At 49.2% G+C, this 18,911-nt stretch carries 21 protein-coding genes; 8 read left to right on the forward strand and 13 right to left on the reverse strand.

Annotated features, from left to right (window positions below):
- Positions 1-4 precede the first annotated feature (4 nt).
- The 4 genes from mutM to radC form a co-directional block, all read right to left on the reverse strand.
- Complete coding sequence (gene mutM / locus EH228_RS10460; protein ID WP_152321616.1) at positions 5-814, reverse strand: bifunctional DNA-formamidopyrimidine glycosylase/DNA-(apurinic or apyrimidinic site) lyase; 810 nt, start codon at positions 812-814, stop codon at positions 5-7.
- 79 nt (positions 815-893) lie between these two features.
- Entirely contained in the window at positions 894-1,061 is a 168-nt protein-coding gene (rpmG, locus tag EH228_RS10465; RefSeq protein WP_001051798.1) for a 50S ribosomal protein L33, read from the reverse strand.
- Between the two features lie 16 nt (positions 1,062-1,077).
- The gene (gene rpmB, locus EH228_RS10470; RefSeq protein WP_004154798.1) at positions 1,078-1,314 is read right to left on the reverse strand and encodes a 50S ribosomal protein L28; all 237 of its coding nucleotides are present in this window, start codon (positions 1,312-1,314) and stop codon (positions 1,078-1,080) included.
- 281 nt (positions 1,315-1,595) lie between these two features.
- On the reverse strand, positions 1,596-2,294 hold the full coding sequence (gene radC / locus EH228_RS10475; protein WP_420841458.1) for a RadC family protein: 699 nt from the start codon (positions 2,292-2,294) through the stop codon (positions 1,596-1,598).
- 168 nt (positions 2,295-2,462) lie between these two features.
- On the opposite strand from radC, the gene coaBC reads away from it, so the two are divergent.
- The 3 genes from coaBC to slmA all read left to right on the forward strand — a co-directional run bounded on the left by coaBC (position 2,463) and on the right by slmA (position 4,829).
- Positions 2,463-3,677 carry a bifunctional phosphopantothenoylcysteine decarboxylase/phosphopantothenate--cysteine ligase CoaBC gene (gene coaBC, locus EH228_RS10480; protein ID WP_152321618.1) on the forward strand — a complete coding sequence of 405 codons (1,215 nt, stop codon included), beginning with the start codon at positions 2,463-2,465 and terminating at the stop codon, positions 3,675-3,677.
- On the forward strand, positions 3,655-4,113 hold the full coding sequence (dut, locus tag EH228_RS10485) for a dUTP diphosphatase (protein ID WP_152321619.1): 459 nt from the start codon (positions 3,655-3,657) through the stop codon (positions 4,111-4,113). Before coaBC ends, dut begins: the two co-directional genes overlap by 23 nt.
- A gap of 119 nt (positions 4,114-4,232) precedes the next feature.
- Positions 4,233-4,829 carry a nucleoid occlusion factor SlmA gene (gene slmA, locus EH228_RS10490; RefSeq protein ID WP_152321620.1) on the forward strand — a complete coding sequence of 199 codons (597 nt, stop codon included), beginning with the start codon at positions 4,233-4,235 and terminating at the stop codon, positions 4,827-4,829.
- 43 nt (positions 4,830-4,872) lie between these two features.
- Here the strand turns inward: slmA and pyrE are convergent, their stop codons facing one another.
- The 6 genes from pyrE to EH228_RS10520 all read right to left on the reverse strand — a co-directional run bounded on the left by pyrE (position 4,873) and on the right by EH228_RS10520 (position 10,164).
- Complete coding sequence (gene pyrE / locus EH228_RS10495; protein WP_152321621.1) at positions 4,873-5,514, reverse strand: orotate phosphoribosyltransferase; 642 nt, start codon at positions 5,512-5,514, stop codon at positions 4,873-4,875.
- A gap of 53 nt (positions 5,515-5,567) precedes the next feature.
- Positions 5,568-6,284: a ribonuclease PH gene (gene rph, locus EH228_RS10500; RefSeq protein WP_152321622.1), complete on the reverse strand. Its 717-nt coding sequence runs from the start codon at positions 6,282-6,284 to the stop codon at positions 5,568-5,570.
- 123 nt (positions 6,285-6,407) lie between these two features.
- On the reverse strand, positions 6,408-7,535 hold the full coding sequence (locus EH228_RS10505) for an ABC transporter permease (protein ID WP_152321672.1): 1,128 nt from the start codon (positions 7,533-7,535) through the stop codon (positions 6,408-6,410).
- Positions 7,528-8,439: an ABC transporter ATP-binding protein gene (locus tag EH228_RS10510; protein ID WP_152321623.1), complete on the reverse strand. Its 912-nt coding sequence runs from the start codon at positions 8,437-8,439 to the stop codon at positions 7,528-7,530. Before EH228_RS10510 ends, EH228_RS10505 begins: the two co-directional genes overlap by 8 nt.
- A complete protein-coding gene (locus EH228_RS10515; RefSeq protein WP_240116271.1) occupies positions 8,420-9,199 on the reverse strand; it encodes an HlyD family secretion protein in 780 nt (259 codons plus the stop codon). The genes EH228_RS10510 and EH228_RS10515 overlap by 20 nt, the downstream gene beginning before the upstream one ends.
- Before the next feature lie 512 nt (positions 9,200-9,711).
- Positions 9,712-10,164, reverse strand: coding sequence for a lysophospholipid acyltransferase family protein (locus EH228_RS10520; protein ID WP_152321625.1), 453 nt, complete (start codon positions 10,162-10,164; stop codon positions 9,712-9,714).
- Between the two features lie 513 nt (positions 10,165-10,677).
- Between EH228_RS10520 and EH228_RS10525 the strand changes: the two genes are divergently transcribed.
- On the forward strand, positions 10,678-11,541 hold the full coding sequence (locus EH228_RS10525; protein WP_152321626.1) for a YicC/YloC family endoribonuclease: 864 nt from the start codon (positions 10,678-10,680) through the stop codon (positions 11,539-11,541).
- Between the two features lie 186 nt (positions 11,542-11,727).
- Complete coding sequence (locus tag EH228_RS10530; RefSeq protein ID WP_152321627.1) at positions 11,728-12,987, forward strand: tyrosine-type recombinase/integrase; 1,260 nt, start codon at positions 11,728-11,730, stop codon at positions 12,985-12,987.
- Between the two features lie 388 nt (positions 12,988-13,375).
- Here the strand turns inward: EH228_RS10530 and EH228_RS10535 are convergent, their stop codons facing one another.
- A complete protein-coding gene (locus EH228_RS10535; RefSeq protein WP_240116272.1) occupies positions 13,376-13,840 on the reverse strand; it encodes a hypothetical protein in 465 nt (154 codons plus the stop codon).
- Positions 13,841-14,105: 265 nt separating this feature from the next.
- On the opposite strand from EH228_RS10535, the gene EH228_RS10540 reads away from it, so the two are divergent.
- Positions 14,106-15,128 (forward strand): IS110 family RNA-guided transposase, encoded by a 1,023-nt coding sequence (locus EH228_RS10540; RefSeq protein WP_152321629.1) that lies wholly within the window; start codon positions 14,106-14,108, stop codon positions 15,126-15,128.
- A gap of 603 nt (positions 15,129-15,731) precedes the next feature.
- Here EH228_RS10540 and EH228_RS10550 read toward each other — a convergent pair.
- Complete coding sequence (locus EH228_RS10550; protein ID WP_152321631.1) at positions 15,732-16,124, reverse strand: DUF943 family protein; 393 nt, start codon at positions 16,122-16,124, stop codon at positions 15,732-15,734.
- Entirely contained in the window at positions 16,117-17,370 is a 1,254-nt protein-coding gene (locus EH228_RS10555; RefSeq protein ID WP_240116273.1) for a PAAR domain-containing protein, read from the reverse strand. Before EH228_RS10555 ends, EH228_RS10550 begins: the two co-directional genes overlap by 8 nt.
- Positions 17,371-17,791: 421 nt before the next feature.
- Between EH228_RS10555 and EH228_RS10560 the strand changes: the two genes are divergently transcribed.
- A complete protein-coding gene (locus tag EH228_RS10560) occupies positions 17,792-18,550 on the forward strand; it encodes a hypothetical protein (RefSeq protein WP_152321633.1) in 759 nt (252 codons plus the stop codon).
- A gap of 104 nt (positions 18,551-18,654) precedes the next feature.
- Positions 18,655-18,873, forward strand: coding sequence for a helix-turn-helix transcriptional regulator (locus EH228_RS10565; RefSeq protein ID WP_152321634.1), 219 nt, complete (start codon positions 18,655-18,657; stop codon positions 18,871-18,873).
- The last annotated feature ends 38 nt before the right edge of the window (positions 18,874-18,911 follow it).

Below are 18,911 nucleotides of genomic sequence, written 5' to 3' on the forward strand. Positions count from 1 at the left end.
ATGGTTACTTCTGGCAGGAGGGACAAAAAAAGGTGCTGCGCTGGGCATGTTTAGCACTCGCTATTGGCGTAGCGCATACCCGACAGGGTTCCCCCGACCGGCCATACACCTGCAGTTCCTGCGCAAAATACCCCGGTTTTCCATCCGTCTGCAAAAAATCCCGCAGGGTAGTACCGCCCTGCTCGATTGAACGCAGCAGGACAGCCTTGATGGTATTAACCAGCAGTGCCGCTTCGTCATAACTTAGCGCCATCGCCTGACGATCGGGATGGATCCCGGCAGCAAAAAGCGATTCACTGGCATAAATATTGCCCACCCCCACCACCAGCTTGTTATCCATCAACCAGGGTTTGATCGGTGTACGCTTACCACGAGACTTCTCAAACAGATAACTGGCATTGAACTCCCCGTGAAGGGGCTCAGGTCCCAGGTGTGCCAGCACATTACTGTCAGCCAGGTCGCGACTCCACAGCCAGGCGCCAAAGCGGCGCGGATCAGTATAGCGCAGCACTTTGCCGTTACTCATGACCAGATCCACATGGTCATGTTTGGCAGGAGGAAGTTCTTCGGGTAAGACCCGTAAACGACCAGACATCCCCAAATGAATGATAATCCAGCCTTCAGGTAGCTCCAGCAGCAGATATTTTGCCCGACGCTGCACACTAAGCACCGGTTGATCACTGAGGCTATAGATTTCGTGAGACACCGGCCAGCGCAGACAACCATTGCGAACAATCGCATGCAGAATAGTAGCCCCCACAAGGTGCGGTTCAATCCCGCGTCGACTGGTTTCAACCTCGGGTAATTCTGGCATTCTTCTGCCTCCTGCTGTTTGGATAGCTCACAACGTAAAAAACCCCGCCGAAGCGAGGTTTTCCATTAGCTAAAATCAATTACTTAATTTTAGCTTCTTTGTAGATCACGTGCTGACGGACAACAGGATCGAATTTCTTCAGTTCCAGTTTTTCCGGTTTAGTACGTTTGTTCTTCGTCGTGGTATAGAAGTGACCTGTACCAGCAGAAGAAACCAGCTTGATCTTCTCACGAATACCTTTAGCCATGTTTCAGTTCCTTACCTTAGTACTTCTCACCGCGGGTACGCAGATCGGCCAGAACCGTCTCAATACCCTTTTTATCGATTACGCGCATGCCTTTGGCAGATACACGCAGTGTAACGAAGCGCTTTTCGCTCTCAACCCAAAAACGGTGAGAGTGCAGGTTCGGCAGGAAACGGCGTTTCGTCGCGTTCATTGCGTGGGAACGGTTGTTACCCGTCACCGGACGCTTGCCAGTTACTTGGCAGACTCGTGACATGTCTATTCTCCAAAAATCAAATCAGCTCGAGCTTTAAAAATAAGGTCTTGGCCGCCTCGTCAGGCTCTTAGCCTGTCCAGACGAGTTCTATGTGAACCCGCTGAGCAGGCCCAAACGCCAAACCCGAGATTCTCAAAGGTGGCGTAGTATACGCCCTGCCGCGCCGCTGCTCAAGCCCGGAACAGAGAAAGATCCCCCTGGATCGTGCAAATTGCGCCATTTGCACAGAAAAACGCGTGCCGTGTTACTGAATAGCACTCACCAGTAACAGTATTACGGCATTAAATCCACCCTCGCTCCGCGAACGAAACATACTCGCCATGTCCGATAACCAGATGGTCCAGTACCCGAATATTGAGTAGTTGGCAGGCACTGACTATATGTCTGGTGATATCTTTATCCGCCTTACTGGGACGGGAAAATCCAGAAGGATGATTATGCGCGAGGATCAGCGCCGCCGCATTATGCTTCAACGCCTCGCGCACGATTTCACGCGGGTGGACCTCCACACTATTGATGGTACCGGCGAACATCTCACATTTATGCAACATCTGGTGCTGATTATCGAGGAACACCACCATAAAAATTTCCCGTTCGCGGTGCGCCAGGGTACTTCTTAAATAGCTGAGCATATCCGCAGAGCTCTCCACGCACTGATGCTCCAACACCTCATTACAGGTAAAAAAGCGTCGTCCCAGTTCCGCAATGGCATTCAATTGCGCGAACTTGGCAAGTCCCACACCTTTGATATTACGGAATGAGGCTTTACCCGCCGTCATCAGTTGATACAACGAACCAAATTCATCTATCAATTGTCCGGCCAGTGTCATCACATGCACACCGTTAGTTCCGGTACGTAAAAAAATCGCCAGTAATTCCCTGTCCGTCAGTGAATTCGCCCCATTTTGTAGCAGCTTTTCACGCGGTGGGATGGTCAGCCATTGTTCTTCCATATGTTTACTCTCCTTGTTCCAGCCCAGGAAAGCATGGCATTATATACAGTGGTTATCCAACCATTTTGATCCACTTCTCGATCTGCTTCGCAAAGACAACATGGTGCTAAAAGATGGTAAGGAAAGAATGTGATAAAATGGCCAAATATAGCGCCAGAGCGCGTGTCAGTCTGACTCAATGGGGCGAATAGCAACATGACAGGATTAGCCGGTAAACATATTGTCTTGGGCGTCAGCGGCGGCATCGCCGCTTATAAGGCGCCTGAACTGGTCAGACGCCTGCGTGACAAGGGCGCAAAAGTACGGGTTGTCATGACCGAAGCTGCAAAGGCGTTTATCACGCCGCTGAGTCTGCAGGCGGTGTCTGGCTATCCGGTTTCTGATGATCTTTTGGATCCGGCAGCAGAAGCCGCAATGGGGCATATCGAACTGGGAAAATGGGCCGATCTGGTTATCCTGGCCCCAGCCACGGCGGATTTGATTGCCCGTATGACGGCAGGAATGGCTAACGACCTGGTGACCACCCTCTGTCTCGCTACCCCTGCCCCTATTGCGGTGGTTCCTGCCATGAACCAACAGATGTATCGAGCGCCGGTTACTCAACACAATATCCAGGAGCTCGCCGGACGCGGCGTGATGATTTGGGGGCCGGACAACGGCAGCCAGGCCTGTGGAGATATCGGCCCCGGCAGGATGCTCGATCCACTGGCAATTGTTGATAAAGCCGCGAGCTGGGCTTCTCCCATCAACGATCTGCAACATCTCAATATTATGATTACGGCCGGCCCCACCCGTGAAGCACTCGATCCCGTGCGTTTCATCACTAATCACAGCTCAGGTAAGATGGGCTTCGCCATCGCCGCCGCCGCCGCCAAACGGGGAGCGAATGTGACACTGATTGCCGGCCCGGTGGCTCTGCCAACCCCTCCATGGGTTAAGCGCATTGACGTAATAACTGCAACAGAGATGCAGCAGGCCGTGATGGAAAACGTACATCGTCAGCACATTTTTATCGCTACCGCTGCCGTTGCTGATTATCGGGCAGCCGAAGTAGCCGCAGAAAAGATCAAAAAACAGGGGGATGAAATTATCCTCCGGATGGTAAAAAACCCCGACATCGTAGCTGGCGTAGCGGCGATGCAGGAAAAGCGCCCCTACGTAGTGGGATTTGCGGCAGAAACCCAGAATGTGGAAGAATATGCCCAACAAAAAAGGGAGCGAAAAAATCTGGATTTGATCTGTGCCAATGATGTTTCGAAAGCCGGGCAAGGTTTCAACAGTGACAGCAATGCCCTGCATCTTTTTTGGCAGGAGGGAGAAAAAGTCTTACCGCTTAGCGATAAGTCACTCCTTGGCCAACAGTTAATAGATGAGATAGTCAGCCGTTATGATGAAAAAAATCGACGTTAAGATTTTAGACCCGCGCGTGGGCAAAGATTTTCCACTCCCTGCCTATGCGACCTCAGGTTCTGCGGGTCTGGACCTGAGAGCTTGCCTTGATGACGCTATCGAATTGGCGCCAGGCGCCACCACCCTGGTGCCTACCGGCCTGGCGATTCACATCGGCGATCCGCAACTGGCAGCGGTTATCCTGCCGCGCTCAGGCCTCGGTCACAAACACGGTGTGGTGCTGGGTAACCTGGTGGGGCTCATTGACTCCGACTACCAGGGCCAACTGATGGTTTCCGTCTGGAATCGTGGTCAGGATGCCTTCACCATTGAACCCGGCGAGCGCATCGCTCAGATGGTTTTTGTGCCTGTCGTACAGGCCAGGTTCAATCTGGTTAACGATTTTGCTGCCAGCGATCGCGGCGAAGGTGGCTTCGGTCACTCCGGTCGTCAATAATAATCGGCCTCCAGCTCTTAAGCGATTAACCAATCCATTTTTTCGCCGTGAGCATTTTGCTTACGGATGTTGTGTGGGCATTTGCCCGTTCAAGGTGATATTCAGGGGTCTTTCAGGACATGGCAGAAAAAAAGAGTGCGAAAGGGAACCGTCGCGAGGAAATACTGCAGGCTCTGGCACAAATGCTGGAATCCAGCGATGGCAGTCAGCGGATCACTACCGCCAAACTGGCGGCGAACGTTGGGGTCTCAGAAGCGGCGCTTTATCGTCATTTTCCCAGCAAAACCCGGATGTTCGACAGTCTTATCGAGTTTATTGAAGATAGCCTGATTACGCGCATCAATCTGATTTTAAAAGACGAAAAAGAAACACTGCCGCGTCTGCGCCTGATAATCAAGTTAATCCTGGGATTTGGGGAGCGTAATCCAGGCTTAACGCGCATTCTGACCGGCCATGCGCTAATGTTTGAACAGGATCGTTTACAGGAGCGGATTAACCAGCTTTTTGAACGCATTGAGGTCCAACTCCGCCAGGTATTACGCGAACAAAAAATGCGTGATGGGGAAGGCTTTAAGACTGATGAAACACTACTGGCCAGTCAGCTACTGGCGTTTTGTGAAGGGATGCTGTCGCGTTTTGTCCGTTCAGATTTCCGCTATCGTCCAACCGTTGATTTTGACAACCGCTGGCCGCTACTGGCCACTCAGTTGGTCTGACCGCATAATGAAAACGGGCCGGTAAAAACAGGCCCGCAAAACATCAGATACCGTACTCTTGCTGATAAGCGCGAACCGGGGCCAGATAGTCAGCCAGTGCGGGCTGCTCTTCCAAATAAGTAATCAGCGCGTCCAGGGTGATAATTGAAATCACCTTACAACCATAGTCACGTTCCACTTCCTGAATCGCAGAGACCTCGCCGCGTCCGCGCTCCTGACGATCAAGAGAAATCAACACTCCTGCCAGCGTCGCCTGGTTAGCGGCGATGATCTCCATCGATTCACGGATAGCCGTTCCGGCGGTAATCACATCATCCACCAACATAACGCGCCCCTGGAGTGGACTCCCTACCAGCAAACCACCTTCGCCGTGATCTTTCGCTTCCTTACGATTAAAGCAGTAAGGTACATCACGGTTATGATGATCAGCCAACGCCACAGCCGTGGTGGTAGCAATCGGAATACCCTTGTAAGCCGGGCCAAACAACAGATCGAAATCAATGCCAGAGTCCATCAGCGCCTGAGCATAAAAACGCCCGAGGAGAGCCAGGTCACGTCCCGTATTAAACAAGCCCGCGTTAAAGAAATAGGGGCTCTTACGCCCTGATTTCAACGTGAACTCACCAAATTTCAGCACCTGCTTGTTGATGGCGAATTCGATAAATTGGCGCTGCCAGACTTTCATGCCTTCATCCTCAGTCAGTTATGCAAAAAGCGAGTTTCAGCTCGCCTTGACCATCAGTTCTGTAGTGCTGATTTCTGCGCCTGAATCAGGGTCGCAATGCCCTCCCGCGCCAGCGCCAACAACTCAAGCAGTTCATCATGGCTGAAAGGTTCCCCTTCTGCCGTTCCCTGCACTTCAATCATGCGACCATCTTCGGTCATCACCACATTCATATCAGTCTCTGCCACTGAGTCTTCGACATACTCCAGATCGCACAACGCTTCACCATTGACGATACCGACAGAAATCGCGGCAACCATCCCCTTCATCGGGTTGGCTTTCAACTTACCAGTGGCAACCAGGTGATTCAACGCGTCGGCCAGCGCCACACAGGCACCCGTGATCGAAGCCGTACGAGTACCGCCATCAGCCTGCAGCACATCGCAGTCCAGTGTAATGGTAAACTCACCCAGCGCTTTCAAATCCAGCGCGGCGCGTAATGAACGGGCGATCAGACGCTGAATTTCCAGCGTGCGTCCCCCTTGCTTGCCTTTTGCCGCTTCACGCGCATTACGACTGTGGGTGGCACGAGGCAACATGCCATATTCGGCGGTGACCCACCCTTGTCCCTGGCCTTTAAGAAAACGCGGCACGCCTTCTTCAATGGTGGCAGTGCATAGCACTTTGGTATCACCGAATTCAACCAGGACTGAACCTTCAGCATGTTTGGTGTAGTGGCGGGTCAGTGTAACGGGGCGTACCTGTTGTGCGCTACGGCCTGCTGGACGCATGGTTTTTCTCCGGCTGATAAAAACAGTATTGGCTGCGCATTATACGGATTTCGCCACCAGATGCCTATGACCGCCTGATAGTCACAGTGATTCAGATGCCCCCCACCCTGTTCACGACCACTTTCAGTCCAAAGTCCGGCGGTAACTTTTTAGTCCAATTCCCGTCACTATCACCGTCAGTCCGAGCAAAGGAAGAAAATCGGGCAATAACGCATCCAGTGGATAACCTTTGAGCATGATCCCTTTCATCAGCCGGATAAAATAAGTCAGCGGTAAACAGGAACCTATCGCCTGAGCCCAGGCAGGCATGCTAATAAAGGGACTGACAAAACCGGATAGCATGATGGAAGGAATAAAATAAAAAGAAGACATTTGCAGCGCCTGCAGCTGATTTTGCGCCACACTGGAAATGCTGATACCAATCGACAGGCAGAGAAAAATATACATGATCAGCACAAAAAACAGCAAAAACACATTGCCCAGCAAGGGAATTTCAAACAGGAAGACGGCACAAATCAGGATTATAACTGACTGGAAAATCCCGATAAGGACATAAGGCGTGATTTTCCCCACCACAACTTCCAGACCGGTAACCGGTGAAATGAGCAGGTTTTCAATCGCACCATTTTCACGCTCACGAGTGATTGCCAGCGCAGTCATCAAGATCATCGTGGTACTCAGGATGGAACCAATAATGCCCGGGATCGTATTGTACTGCGTGATCCCCTCCGGATTAAACATCCGGTGAATTATCAGGTCAAAATCATCACTTTTCTCCTGCTCCTGCAGAGGGTCCGGCAGATCATACTGATACATGGTCTTTGATGCCTGAACGATCGCACTTAACGCATTGCCAATGGCCATCGGATCAATTGCATCACCCTGGATCAACAGCGGGGGTTTTTCACCACGCAGCATTTTTTGCGTAAACCCTTCAGGAATGGTCACGATGAAGATAACCTTACCAGCAGTAAACGCTTTTTCAGCCTCATCCTCTGAAGAAAAAAGTCGCATGGAGAAGTAATCTGTATTTTGCGCAGCCGCAACAAACACCTGACTGAGCCGACCGGTGTCATAATTTAGTAATGCGGTAGGAAGATTCCTGGCATCCATATTCACGGCATATCCCAGAATCACCAGTTGAAAAAGTGGTGTCAGAAAGATCATACAGACACTAATTGTATCTCGTCGCAATTCATGGATTTCTTTAATAACCACACCAAGCCAACGCACCCAGCAAAAATTAATCATCATGCTTCTTCATTAACCAGGTAAAGGCATCTTCCAGATTGGTCGCCACTTTTACGCGCTCGTACTCATCCGAAATCACCTGTGAGAGCGTGGTCAACAACTGCTTTTCATCCTGCGCCGTAACATACAATGCATTACCGAAAATAACTGTCTGCTCAACCACGGGGAAATGTTGTAACCGACTTTCTAACACGCTGAGTTCCCTACCGCGTATCCGTACCGTCGTCAGATGCTGCGCCTGAATGATGGACTCAATCGTCCCGTTAGCCAGTAGCTGACCGTTGGAAAGATAGGCCACTTTGTGGCAACGCTCCGCTTCATCCATATAGTGAGTACTCACCATAATAGAGATCCCTTCATCTGACAGGCGATGAAGCGTTTGCCAGAATTCCCGGCGAGCCTTCGGGTCAACCCCAGCCGTAGGCTCATCCAGGAACAATAAGTCAGGCTGATGCAACAAACAGGCAGCCAGCGCCATTCTCTGCTTCCATCCGCCAGAAAGCTCCCGGGCCAGTTGATGCTGACGTGAACTCAGTCCCAACCCGGCAAGAGTCTGCTCTACCCGATGCTGACGTTGTGCCAGGTTGTGAAGCCGGGCAATAAACAACAAATTTTCCCGGATGCTGAGATTGCCCCACATAGAAAAGTGCTGAGTCATGTAGCCAATACGCTTTTTGATATTTTCCCGCTGGGTAAAAATATCCATTCCCAGACACTCTCCATGGCCAGAATCTGGGGTAATCAACCCACACATCATCCGAATCGAGGTGGTTTTGCCACTCCCATTTGGCCCCAGAAAACCATAAATCTCACCCTTCGCAACTTGTATGGAAAAATCTTTGACAACGTGATTATTGGCGAAATACTTATTGAGATTTTTTACATCAATGCAAAATTGCGTCATCAACGACCATCTCCACCTTCACTGGCTGACCAGGTTTTATCCGGCTGGCCTGTTCCTTAACAGGCAACGCTTCCGCCATAAACATTAATTTTTCACGGCGCCGGGTACTATAGATAACGGGAGGGGTATATTCCGCCTGAGGGCTGATATAGTTGATTGACCCCGGCACAAACGCTGGATAACCATCAAAATAAAGCCTGACTTTCATCCCTGTCTTTACCATACCCAGCCTTTTTTCCGGAATGAAAAAGCGGATTTTCACATTGCCATTCGGTAGCAAACTGATAACAGGGCGCCCTGCCACCGGCCGTTCACCGGGGCGATAAATAATGTCATAAACTTGCGCAGCCTGAGGGGCCACAATCACCCGCTGCCTGAGATCCCACTCTGCTTTGTCCCGCTGTAACTTTGCGGCATGAGCCTGGGCCATCTGACGATGAATTTCCTCCTGGCGAGCGGGGAGTTGTTTAGCTTCAAGTTGATGAGTCAGTTCATCAACCTGTGCCCGTTTCTGGCGGTAGTCTTCCCTAACGTTCTCCCATTCCGCAGCGGAAATGTTCCGGGAGTGATAGAGTTGCTGATACCGCTTCAGCTGGCTTTTCGCTATGCTGGCCGCCGACTGGGCTTGCTCCAACTGAGATCGGATCACATCCAGTTCAGCTGGACGCTCCCCTGATTGCATATTACGTAATAAAGCGAGTTCGGCCTGATAGCTTTTCTCAGCACGCTGCAGGGTATTTTCAACCGTGAAACTCTCCATTTTCACCAATTCCTGTCCTTCAACGACAAAGTCCCCTTTATTTACCAGGAGGCGTTCTACTTTTTCCGTTTCACTCGCCGAGAGGTAAACAAAATCACCATAGGCGTACCCAGGGAATATAAGTAACCTATCATCATCACACCCCATTACATTAAGAAAAACTAATGGAATGATGCGTTTTTTTTTACTCCATAAAAAGCGAATTATTGCATTAAATATGTTCACTTTGCGTTATTTCCCAATATATCTACGATTATATAGTGGGTATGATGCATTTCCTTCAGCTTCGCAACTTCACACAATTTAAGCCTCGCAATAAAATTTAAATCATCATCTTTAATAAGGATAAAACACATTTTAACCACTGACCTTATACCATTTCGTGCCCTGTTTATAAGACCAGGAAAACTCATCACCCAGTTCACGGAGTCTTCCATTCAACAATTTCCCGTCTTTCTCATCATCCCCTCATCAAATAAGCAGGTAATATCATTTCTGCTAACGACATTTTTTTACCGGGTAAAAATTCCGTTCATCTCCTGATAAATCAGGATCAGTTCTTTCGCCTCACATGAAAAAACGCCAGGAATAGACAATGCACCAGAAAAATATTTAACATCTGGATATCGCCGTATAACACTAAAAATACCGTTCCACAAAGTATCCGATGCCGCTATCTTCAACTGTCGGTGGCCCATGTTGCCTTGCATGTTCTTGATGCTAATCGGCATCTCGCAGACCTGCGGAAACATGACCTTCAAAACGTAATGAGCAAAAAATTTTATATTCTTTCTTACCCTGGAAACCATGTTGATTAAAACCAGTCCATCAATCACTATGGGATGACTGGAAACAACAATTTCCAGTATCTTATTAGGGATATAATCAAAATCCCCCCAATGTATATCGCTGCGGTTTTGCAATACATTGAAAGATAATAACTCCAGGTCGTAAATAATCATCACACAGTAAATTGAACAGGATAGATTCGTTAATTTTATTTAACATTTGACTGAGATAATTTGATTTGGCTCAATAAATCAATGTGTTTTAGAGGACTGAGTGATTTATTTAATATGAATCATCTAAACTCTTATGGAATCATAAAACCCAAAAACACCATAAGAACACCTGTTCCATCTTGTTATTAACCAGATATGGACAGAATAATTCCAATCACTAAAAGACGGCAAGTAAATATATCACCGAGAGATTAAGGTTATGATCAATGGGCGAGCCCATATCAGGCAATATGTCTGTAACTTGAAGTATGAAGGAAATATATTTTAATTCACCTCTAATTTTTTCTATAAGAAATAGAATTTAAAACAGTGCCATTTTCTGAAATTAACAGTAGTGCTCCTGGTCACTTCAGTGAAAAATTTGCCATGTTGGGTGGAAAGTACAGTGATTTGTGGCTAAATACTGCCTTATACCGCTATAATCCTTTTATCTTTCTTTGAAAACGGGTACGTATAATGATCCGCAGTATGACCGCCTACGCCCGGCGTGAAACCAAAAGCGAATGGGGCTGTGCCGCCTGGGAGCTTCGTTCCGTCAACCAACGCTATTTAGAAACTTATATCCGCCTGCCCGAGCAATTCCGTGGTCTGGAGCCGGTTATCCGCGAACGTATTCGTAATCGTCTGACGCGCGGCAAAATTGAGTGCAACCTGCGCTTTGATGCCGATCCCCGTGCGCAGAGTGCACTGGTACTGAATGAAAAGCTGGCAATCCAGCTGGTTCAGGCGGCAAACTGGGTGAAGATGCAGAGCGATGAAGGTGAAATTAATCCGGTCGATATCCTGCGCTGGCCGGGCGTGATGTCTGCAGAAGAGCAAGATCTGGATGCCATTTCCGCCGAGTTGCTGAAGTCGCTGGATAGCGCGCTTGACGACTTTATCGCCTCACGGGAGACCGAAGGTGCGGCGCTGAAGTCCCTGATTGAGCAGCGTTTGCAAGGCGTCAGCGCCGAAATCACCAAAGTACGAGCGCAAATGCCGGACGTACTGAAATGGCAACGTGAACGATTGGTCACCAAACTGGAAGAAGCGCAAGTGCAGTTGGACGGCAACCGCGTTGAACAGGAACTGATCATGCTGGCACAGCGCGTGGACGTGGCGGAAGAGCTGGACCGTTTGGAAGCACACGTCAAAGAGACTTATAACATCCTGAAGAAGAAAGAGGCCGTAGGCCGTCGTCTCGACTTTATGATGCAGGAGTTCAACCGCGAGTCGAACACTCTGGCCTCAAAATCTATCAATGCAGACATCACCACCTCCGCAATTGAGCTGAAGGTGCTAATTGAGCAGATGCGCGAACAGATTCAGAACATAGAGTAACGTTGCATATCGTCGCACCCAATAGCACAAACCAATACAGCCCGCGCATTGCGGGCTTTTTTATTGGTATACTGTCGCATATGATTGCATTACATCGCACAAATACGTTGTACCCAAGGTTGTACCCAATACCATTTTTACAGATCACTCTGGGTACAAAGTTCTATTCAATGTTTAGGTGACTCTATGGCAAAACTGACAGACGTACAGATAAAGGCATGGATTAAGGCCGGAGAACGGTTTGAGGGGCGCTCAGACGGTCATGGGCTTTATCTGCGTTACCGGGCAGGGGATAAAGTCCCTGTGTGGCGCTTCCGGTATCAGTACGCTGGAAAGTCGCGGGTTATGCTGATTGGCTCTTATGGCGAAATGTCATTAGCCAAAGCAAGAGAGACAGCGAAAGAGCTTTCCGCTCGTGTTGCCTTGGGCTTTGACGTGGCCGGAGAGAAGCAGGAACGTAAAGCAGACGCACTGGAGAAGATGGAGCAGGAAAAAAATGCTCTTCGTGTGGCTGAATTAGCGACCGAGTATTTCGAACGCCAGATTATGGGGCGATGGAAACACCCGGATATTCTGCGCCGCCGCATCGACAAGGACATAAACCCCAACATAGGCCACCTCAAGGTAGAGGACGTCCGTCCCCGACACATCGACGATATGCTGCAAAAGATCGTCGCTCGTGGTGCGCCAACCATTGCAAATGACGTACTGCGCTGGACTCGCCGTATCTTTGACTACGGTATCAAACGACATATGCTGGAGATTAACCCCACCGGTGCTTTTGAAGTTGCCGATGCTGGCGGGCAGGAGAAAAGCAGGGAGCGCTGGTTAACCCGCGAGGAACTTATCCAGTTTTTCCAGGCTATGCGCATGGCTAAAGGGTTCAGCCGTGAGAACGAACTCACAATGAAGCTGATACTCTGCCTGTGTTGCCGTAAAATGGAGCTGTGCGGCGCTCCATGGGCTGAATTCGACTTAGACGGGGCACTATGGCACCTACCCGCTGAACGCGCTAAGAACGGCGATGCTATCGATATTCCGCTACCACCACCAGCGGTTGAATGGCTCAGAGAATTACACAGCTTTTCCGGCAACAGTAAATGGGTACTCCCTGCCCGGAAAATGCAGCACCGTATGATCCCCCATATCCAGGAAAGTACCCTGCCGGTAGCTCTGGCAAAAGTACGCCGTGAAATGCCAGGCGTACCCAACTTCACTATTCATGACTTCCGACGCACTGGTCGCACCCATTTAGCGGCGTTGGGGGTGGATCCCATTGTTGCCGAGCGCTGCCTGAATCACCGTATCAAGGGCGTGGAAGGTATCTATAACCGCCACCAGTATTTTGATGAACGCCGGGCAGCGTTGATGTTGTGGGCTGAACTGCTGGTAGCGCTGGAACATGGAGAAGATTACAACGTGGTATCGATAGCAAACAGGAAGTAAAATCCACTCGCGTGTATACGTGAGCTTTATTTTACCTGTTTCAGTTGTTTCACTGTTTCAGTAACTAATTTCATATAAAAATCAGAAAATTAACTGAAACAACTACTGAAACAACTTTTTAAGAGGTTGTTTCACCCTCTGCCCGTAAATTAATTTGCAAATATCAGCGTAATCAATTTATTTTATTGTTAAATAATGTTTATTTTACGGAGGGGTTGCAAATGCACGACATTAAACACTTGTCAGAAACAGAATTGATAGGCCAGTTTAATAAGCGTGGATACTTAGAGGGTTGCTATGGTGAATAGCGTAATTCAGAGGTTAAAAAGGGCCATAAGCCCTTTCATTGCGTTTACGTACGCCACAGCAGCAACGTGGCTGTCAATAATCAAGAAGTTGATCGCTTAGGAGGGCGCCGAAACTCGACTAAGGTTCCATTTTGCTGATCATTATTATGCTCTTCGCGACGCTCAGACAGCATCGATTTTAAACGAACCAAATGCACCACCGCAGCTTTTTTGCTGGTAAGATACCCTTCGGGTAAACCGACTAACATTTCAACATCGATAGCGGACAGCCCCGCAAAATTCGATAAACCATCAACTGCAATGATCCCGGAAGATGCGAGAAGTTCGACAGTACGTTTAAGCAAGCGCGGCTTTTCCGGTTCTCGATAATCATCACCTGGTTCAGATTTAACCCCCCAGCGAGCCGAACGGCGTTTATAGAGATTCTGTTTCTCTTCATCTGAAATGATATTTAAGGCATGCAGACGCATTATGCTGGCCGCAACTGATATACCATAGCGTTGTTTAGTCAGAAGAAGGCTATCGAGGGTAACGGGTGTTTTCACTTCCTGGGGTCTGAAGGCCAATGGAACGAAAACGTACGTTAGTGAAGTAAATGTATGATATGTAATAACATAATAGATACAGATAAAAGCCCGCAAAACGGCGTATTTTTAATCGAAAAATAGTATTTATCGGACACTATTGCCTACAAATCGATTTTTCAGACAGATGTTTATCTCTTACCGAATGGAAGGGTCTTCCCCTGATCATGCGCCTGATTAACTCTTGTGCAATCATGGGGTAAACACAGCCCCGGAGGGATTCGTTATGACCATCACTACTGTCGATATCGATCTTGCTAAAAATGTGTTCGCTGTTCACTGCGTTGACCAGAATGGAAAAACTGTTCTGGTAAAACCCAGGGTATCGCGTGCAGCACTACCCGAGCTGATTGCTGGCTTGCCACCCTGTGTTATCGGGATGGAGACATGTTCGGGCGCTCATTACTGGGCAAGAATGTTTCGGCAATATGGCCATGAGCCGCGTCTGATGGCAGCAAAGTTCGTATCCCCTTACCGCATGGCAGGTAAATCAGGGAAAAATGATGCCGCTGATGCTCAGGCCATCTGCGAAGCAGTTCGTCGCCCGCATATGCGATTCGTGCCAGTAAAAGATGAAGGCCAGCAGGCGATGCAGTGCCTGCACCGCACTCGTCAGGGATTTATCGAAGAGAAAACAACAACGTATAATCGCCTGCGAGGGTTGATATCTGAATTCGGCGTCATCGCGCCACAAAGTACTGACGGCCTGCGCCACATGGTTTCAGCGCAAAAGGATTCTTTACCGCTTCAGGTTCAGCAATGTGTTGATGATTTGCTGGAACACGTTGATCACATTGAAGCTAAGATTGCTGAATATGACCGAATTTTGTCCCGCATGGCCAAAACAGATCACCGCAGTCAGCGGTTGATGGAGCTGAAAGGAGTTGGCCCCACAACGGCCTGTGCGCTGGTCGCCAGTATCGGTAATGCACATGATTTTAAGAATGGACGTCAACTGGCTGCCTGGCTGGGACTGACGCCATCACAATACAGCAGCGGTGGAAAGTCGAAACTCGGCAGGATCACAAAAGCCGGTGATTCGTATCTGCGAACGCTTCTGGTACAGGGAGCCCGTTCAGCACTGATTGGTGCAGAGAAAAAGAGCGACTCATTCAGTCGCTGGGCCTGCTCGCTGGTCGAGCGAAGAGGATACTGGCGTGCGGTTGTGGCTATCGCCGCCAAAAATGCAAGACTGTGCTGGGCATCGCTACACTATGGTGATGATTTCAGCCTGTACTCAGCTGACTGAAGCACAAATCTGTATAACCATATGACCTGCAACTCGTTGATGATAAAGGGTTAGACCCCGTGAGGATTATCTGCAAAACGTACAGGATATACGTATCCGCTTAGCGAACAAGAATCTCACGAGCGTCTTTCATCAGGGTCCGAATCGATGACGATTCATCATGGCCGTTTATAGTACCGCAGTCTCTCCCCTTTATTTTTACTGATGAGCTGACAGAAACCATAAAAACCGACGTTGACACGCCGGGGAAGCCCTTATAGTACGTTTTCGTACGGTTGGACCTCAAACCCCTATTCCGGTAACTATCAACTTGAGTCCACCCCGGAAAGACACGACAAATCGCCAGTGGCGGTAGCCATTGGTAAGCAGGATGTGCGAGAGATGTATCAAGAGTTCTTGAAGTGGTGCCATAACTGCGGCTACACTGAAAGGACAGATTTGGTGACATGTCTCGCACAAGACTGTTACCACGGTTAGATGATCTGCCAGGATTAACTAACCTTCGAAAAAGCCACCTGCCAGGGTGGTTTTTTCGTTTACAGGGCAAGAGATTACGCGCAGAGAAAAAGGATCTCAAGAAGATCCTTTTTGAAGTGGATACGATTAACGATAAAGCAGCCCTGTATTTGGGCTCCAGTCGATCCATAGACGGGGATGCTTTTCGATACATTGAGCCTCTACGGGCATTTTATCAAAGCACAGCAGATCCGAATCTTCATCCGTTCCTCTGTCGATACGATATCCCTCACCAAAGTCCATAATTACAACGCCATAACTGCCATCAGTGTATTTATGAGGAATCCCATATTTAGCCTGGATCATGTCCTTATTGGCTTCCCACCAGGCTATCTGACGGCTTTTCAGGTAAGGGAAATGCTTAACCAAAATCGTATTTCCATCGTGAACGGCTACAATCTCAACCGGCGTCAGGTACTGCCAGAGCAGATAACCACCGATCGCAGCCGCCACAACACCCGCAATCAGTCGCTTACTCACCCCGCCTCCCGCTGATTTCTACAGTGGCATTCATCTCGGTGATAAACGGTCTGTAGCCGTATTCATCCCAGCGCTGAAGCGTGAACCACAGCCGAAAGATACGAAATTCCCGGTATAGCGGGTTAAGTACATCATCATCATCGAGGCCAAAGTGATCCTGAATACGGTAATGCACCTTCGCCCGGTAGCTGTCGCTGTTCACCTCCAGCGACGCCAGCGTGATATGCGTCGACCAGGTATCATGGACGGTAATCACCAGCCCGTTAGTACGATCAACCAGGCTGTCAAACTTGGGGAGAACAGTCCGGTTTAAGTCCTTAAAGTTCCCCTTCTCGTCGAACAATTCACTCTTTTTATTCAAAGGAATGAAGCCATAATCATAGTTAATAGACTTATCCAAAACGGTTTTAATCCGCAACAACGAGCTTTGTTCTGAACGGTCATTCAGGATCTGCTCTTTCAGCGCCCTGTCCAGAAGCGGGCTGCTGTATGGCGTACCAGTGTTCTCCTGCATGTGGTCAATCATCTCGGTGATGATGTTTTTATACGGGCCGAGGAAGGAGTACAGCTTCGCCAGCTCCCGGAACTCATCAAACATCAGCCCTGCGCTTTCCTGCTTACTCACCCTCCTGACAGGTTCATCCGGCAGCATGGCCCGCTCATAAGGGGACAAAAATGGATAAGGGTTAAGCGGCTCCTTTGCTGTTAGGGTGTACGGATTAACCTTTGTTGAGACATTATCAACATCGATACGGAAACGGTTCCTGAGCGTCAGGATATCCAGATCGCCGTGATGCATGTCCTTGGCCTGATAGTCATCCATCCGGTTCTTTGTCTGATAAATCAGGGCTGGAATGGGCATGGGTTCAAGCCCTTTCTCTTTCGCGTCAGCCAGTTTCTTCTTGCGGGCAGTCTCCTCCCGCTCTGCCACCCTGCCGGCATTACAGGTACTTTCGTACGTGTCCGTCTCGACTACGGGAATGAACCGGGCGCGACACGGGCAGGAGCTGTAGCTGTCCAGCGAACCCGCCCACTCTTTCAGCTCTCCACCGACCTCGTAAGTGTCACCCATGCCACCACAGACACGGAACCGCCCTTCATGCTTACCGCAGGTCACCGGATCGCCTGCCCTGACCTTTTGCCGCTCGATGCCGCCGATTTCGTAGGTATCATCGGATGCGCCAGCAAGAATGCGTCCACCACAGGTAGTTTTGTCCAGGTGATACAGAAAAAATCCCTTCGCCATAATCCCTCATGAATGAAATGGGTATAAAACCAGCGCATAATACAGGAATACCAGTTTAAACCAAATCACCCGTTTCAGGTTGAGCCAGTCAGTACAGCGTCAGGATGCGACCTGCCTGGAAGGGACGTAGCCCGATGCGGCCACTATTTCACAGATGCCCAGCTTTTTACCTGAGTACTGCGCTATTACCAGGTAAGATAAAAATTGATAGCTGACATTACTCGTCAAAACACTTTACTAAGTCTGCTTCCCTCGCGTAGAGACAGCAACAAAACCTTCCACCTTTCCCTGCTTGCTCCAACCATGCAGGCGTAGCAAAATGCCAGAGAGGCTATTTCGACGGGGAGAAAAGGGGCCACGTATTGCCACCTGCCTCCCCTTCCTTTCGGTAAGGCGATTGCGTAAAAGGCGAATGTAGCAGATGAGTAATTTTTTATCCCCATTACCCAGCTATTCTCTGGACAGAGCAGCACAGATGTTATGCGCGCACGGGGCAAGTTGCACCAGCGAGGATTTGCTGACGCTCTGGAAAGAAGCCTATATTGAGCTGTGTTTTTATCTGCCTGATTATATCGCCTGCGAAAACGTACCAGCACCCGGTACGGGCAGACAGGTTTTGCTTTCGGTAACCCCGACAAGTTTTCATGTTTTTTGGGAATCGGTAGATTACGACTTTCCCCCAAATGATTATGCGATGCTTTACGTCAAAGAGTATGGCTCCACAGATAGCTATACGGAGCGCAAACTGTACGTTTCGATATCTCCTGATTATTCCGTTTACGATGACCACGGCCAGCGATTGAGCGCGGTACTTTCTCTCACCTATGGTTTAGACGGTCTTTCTATTCCCGGTAAGGAACTGGAGAAAGTTTTTCGCTTTCTGACACAGCCTAACAGCGGTGATCCTTCTGCAGAGTATAAGCCGGTATCAGCGAAAACCATCAACTATCTGGCGACAGCACTAAAGGCTTTTATTCATATCCATTACGGGGCCGATGTTGCCGAGAACCTGCGTAAATACCTTGAGGATCCCACCAGCGAGATACGGAAAGATTTTGCCGATAAAGAGATAAAAGCGCCGGGCGGGAAAGCGTTGGCCGGACACCTGAAAGATATTCTTATCGAGGTTTTACCCTCCATCGAGAAAACAGACGTGGAAAGCGGATCTGATAACGAGTAACCACCCTTACTGGAATATTCCTGATATTCCGACGCATTAGAATATTCCAGAACGCCATTCAATAACCTGCGATTACTCCATAGCAATCAATAGGAAGTAATCGCATGAACTCGCAAGAATTCACCTTTCCCACCAACGGGAACGCACGTCCTAAAAGCGTTGCGCGTTACCTGGCTGTGCATATCAGCACACTATGGCGCTACGCCAAACTTAACCCAGACTTCCCCAAACCACGAAAGCTTACGGACGGCGTAACAGTCTTTGATGCTGCTGACGTGCGCCAGTGGAACGAAAAGCGCAAAGAGGGGGCAGAGCATGCTTAACGCTACCGTGTCTACCCCCTGCCCGGCTGCTGGTAATA

Origin of the sequence: Erwinia endophytica (assembly GCF_009295515.1) — a bacterium.
Lineage (GTDB): Bacteria > Pseudomonadota > Gammaproteobacteria > Enterobacterales > Enterobacteriaceae > Erwinia > Erwinia endophytica.

Bases quoted from the DNA above. Each gene is read 5' to 3' on its own strand.
- pyrE (WP_152321621.1), bottom strand. From the start codon at position 5,514: ATGAAAGTCTGGCAGCGCCAATTTATCGAATTCGCCATCAACAAGCAG.
- EH228_RS10510 (WP_152321623.1), bottom strand. From the start codon at position 8,439: ATGACGCAATTTTGCATTGATGTAAAAAATCTCAATAAGTATTTCGCC.
- mutM (WP_152321616.1), bottom strand. From the start codon at position 814: ATGCCAGAATTACCCGAGGTTGAAACCAGTCGACGCGGGATTGAACCG.
- rpmG (WP_001051798.1), bottom strand. From the start codon at position 1,061: ATGGCTAAAGGTATTCGTGAGAAGATCAAGCTGGTTTCTTCTGCTGGT.
- slmA (WP_152321620.1), top strand. From the start codon at position 4,233: ATGGCAGAAAAAAAGAGTGCGAAAGGGAACCGTCGCGAGGAAATACTG.
- rph (WP_152321622.1), bottom strand. From the start codon at position 6,284: ATGCGTCCAGCAGGCCGTAGCGCACAACAGGTACGCCCCGTTACACTG.
- EH228_RS10565 (WP_152321634.1), top strand. From the start codon at position 18,655: ATGAACTCGCAAGAATTCACCTTTCCCACCAACGGGAACGCACGTCCT.
- EH228_RS10515 (WP_240116271.1), bottom strand. From the start codon at position 9,199: ATGGAGAGTTTCACGGTTGAAAATACCCTGCAGCGTGCTGAGAAAAGC.
- rpmB (WP_004154798.1), bottom strand. From the start codon at position 1,314: ATGTCACGAGTCTGCCAAGTAACTGGCAAGCGTCCGGTGACGGGTAAC.
- EH228_RS10525 (WP_152321626.1), top strand. From the start codon at position 10,678: ATGATCCGCAGTATGACCGCCTACGCCCGGCGTGAAACCAAAAGCGAA.
- EH228_RS10530 (WP_152321627.1), top strand. From the start codon at position 11,728: ATGGCAAAACTGACAGACGTACAGATAAAGGCATGGATTAAGGCCGGA.
- coaBC (WP_152321618.1), top strand. From the start codon at position 2,463: ATGACAGGATTAGCCGGTAAACATATTGTCTTGGGCGTCAGCGGCGGC.
- EH228_RS10560 (WP_152321633.1), top strand. From the start codon at position 17,792: ATGAGTAATTTTTTATCCCCATTACCCAGCTATTCTCTGGACAGAGCA.
- EH228_RS10505 (WP_152321672.1), bottom strand. From the start codon at position 7,535: ATGATTAATTTTTGCTGGGTGCGTTGGCTTGGTGTGGTTATTAAAGAA.
- EH228_RS10540 (WP_152321629.1), top strand. From the start codon at position 14,106: ATGACCATCACTACTGTCGATATCGATCTTGCTAAAAATGTGTTCGCT.
- dut (WP_152321619.1), top strand. From the start codon at position 3,655: ATGATGAAAAAAATCGACGTTAAGATTTTAGACCCGCGCGTGGGCAAA.
- EH228_RS10555 (WP_240116273.1), bottom strand. From the start codon at position 17,370: ATGGCGAAGGGATTTTTTCTGTATCACCTGGACAAAACTACCTGTGGT.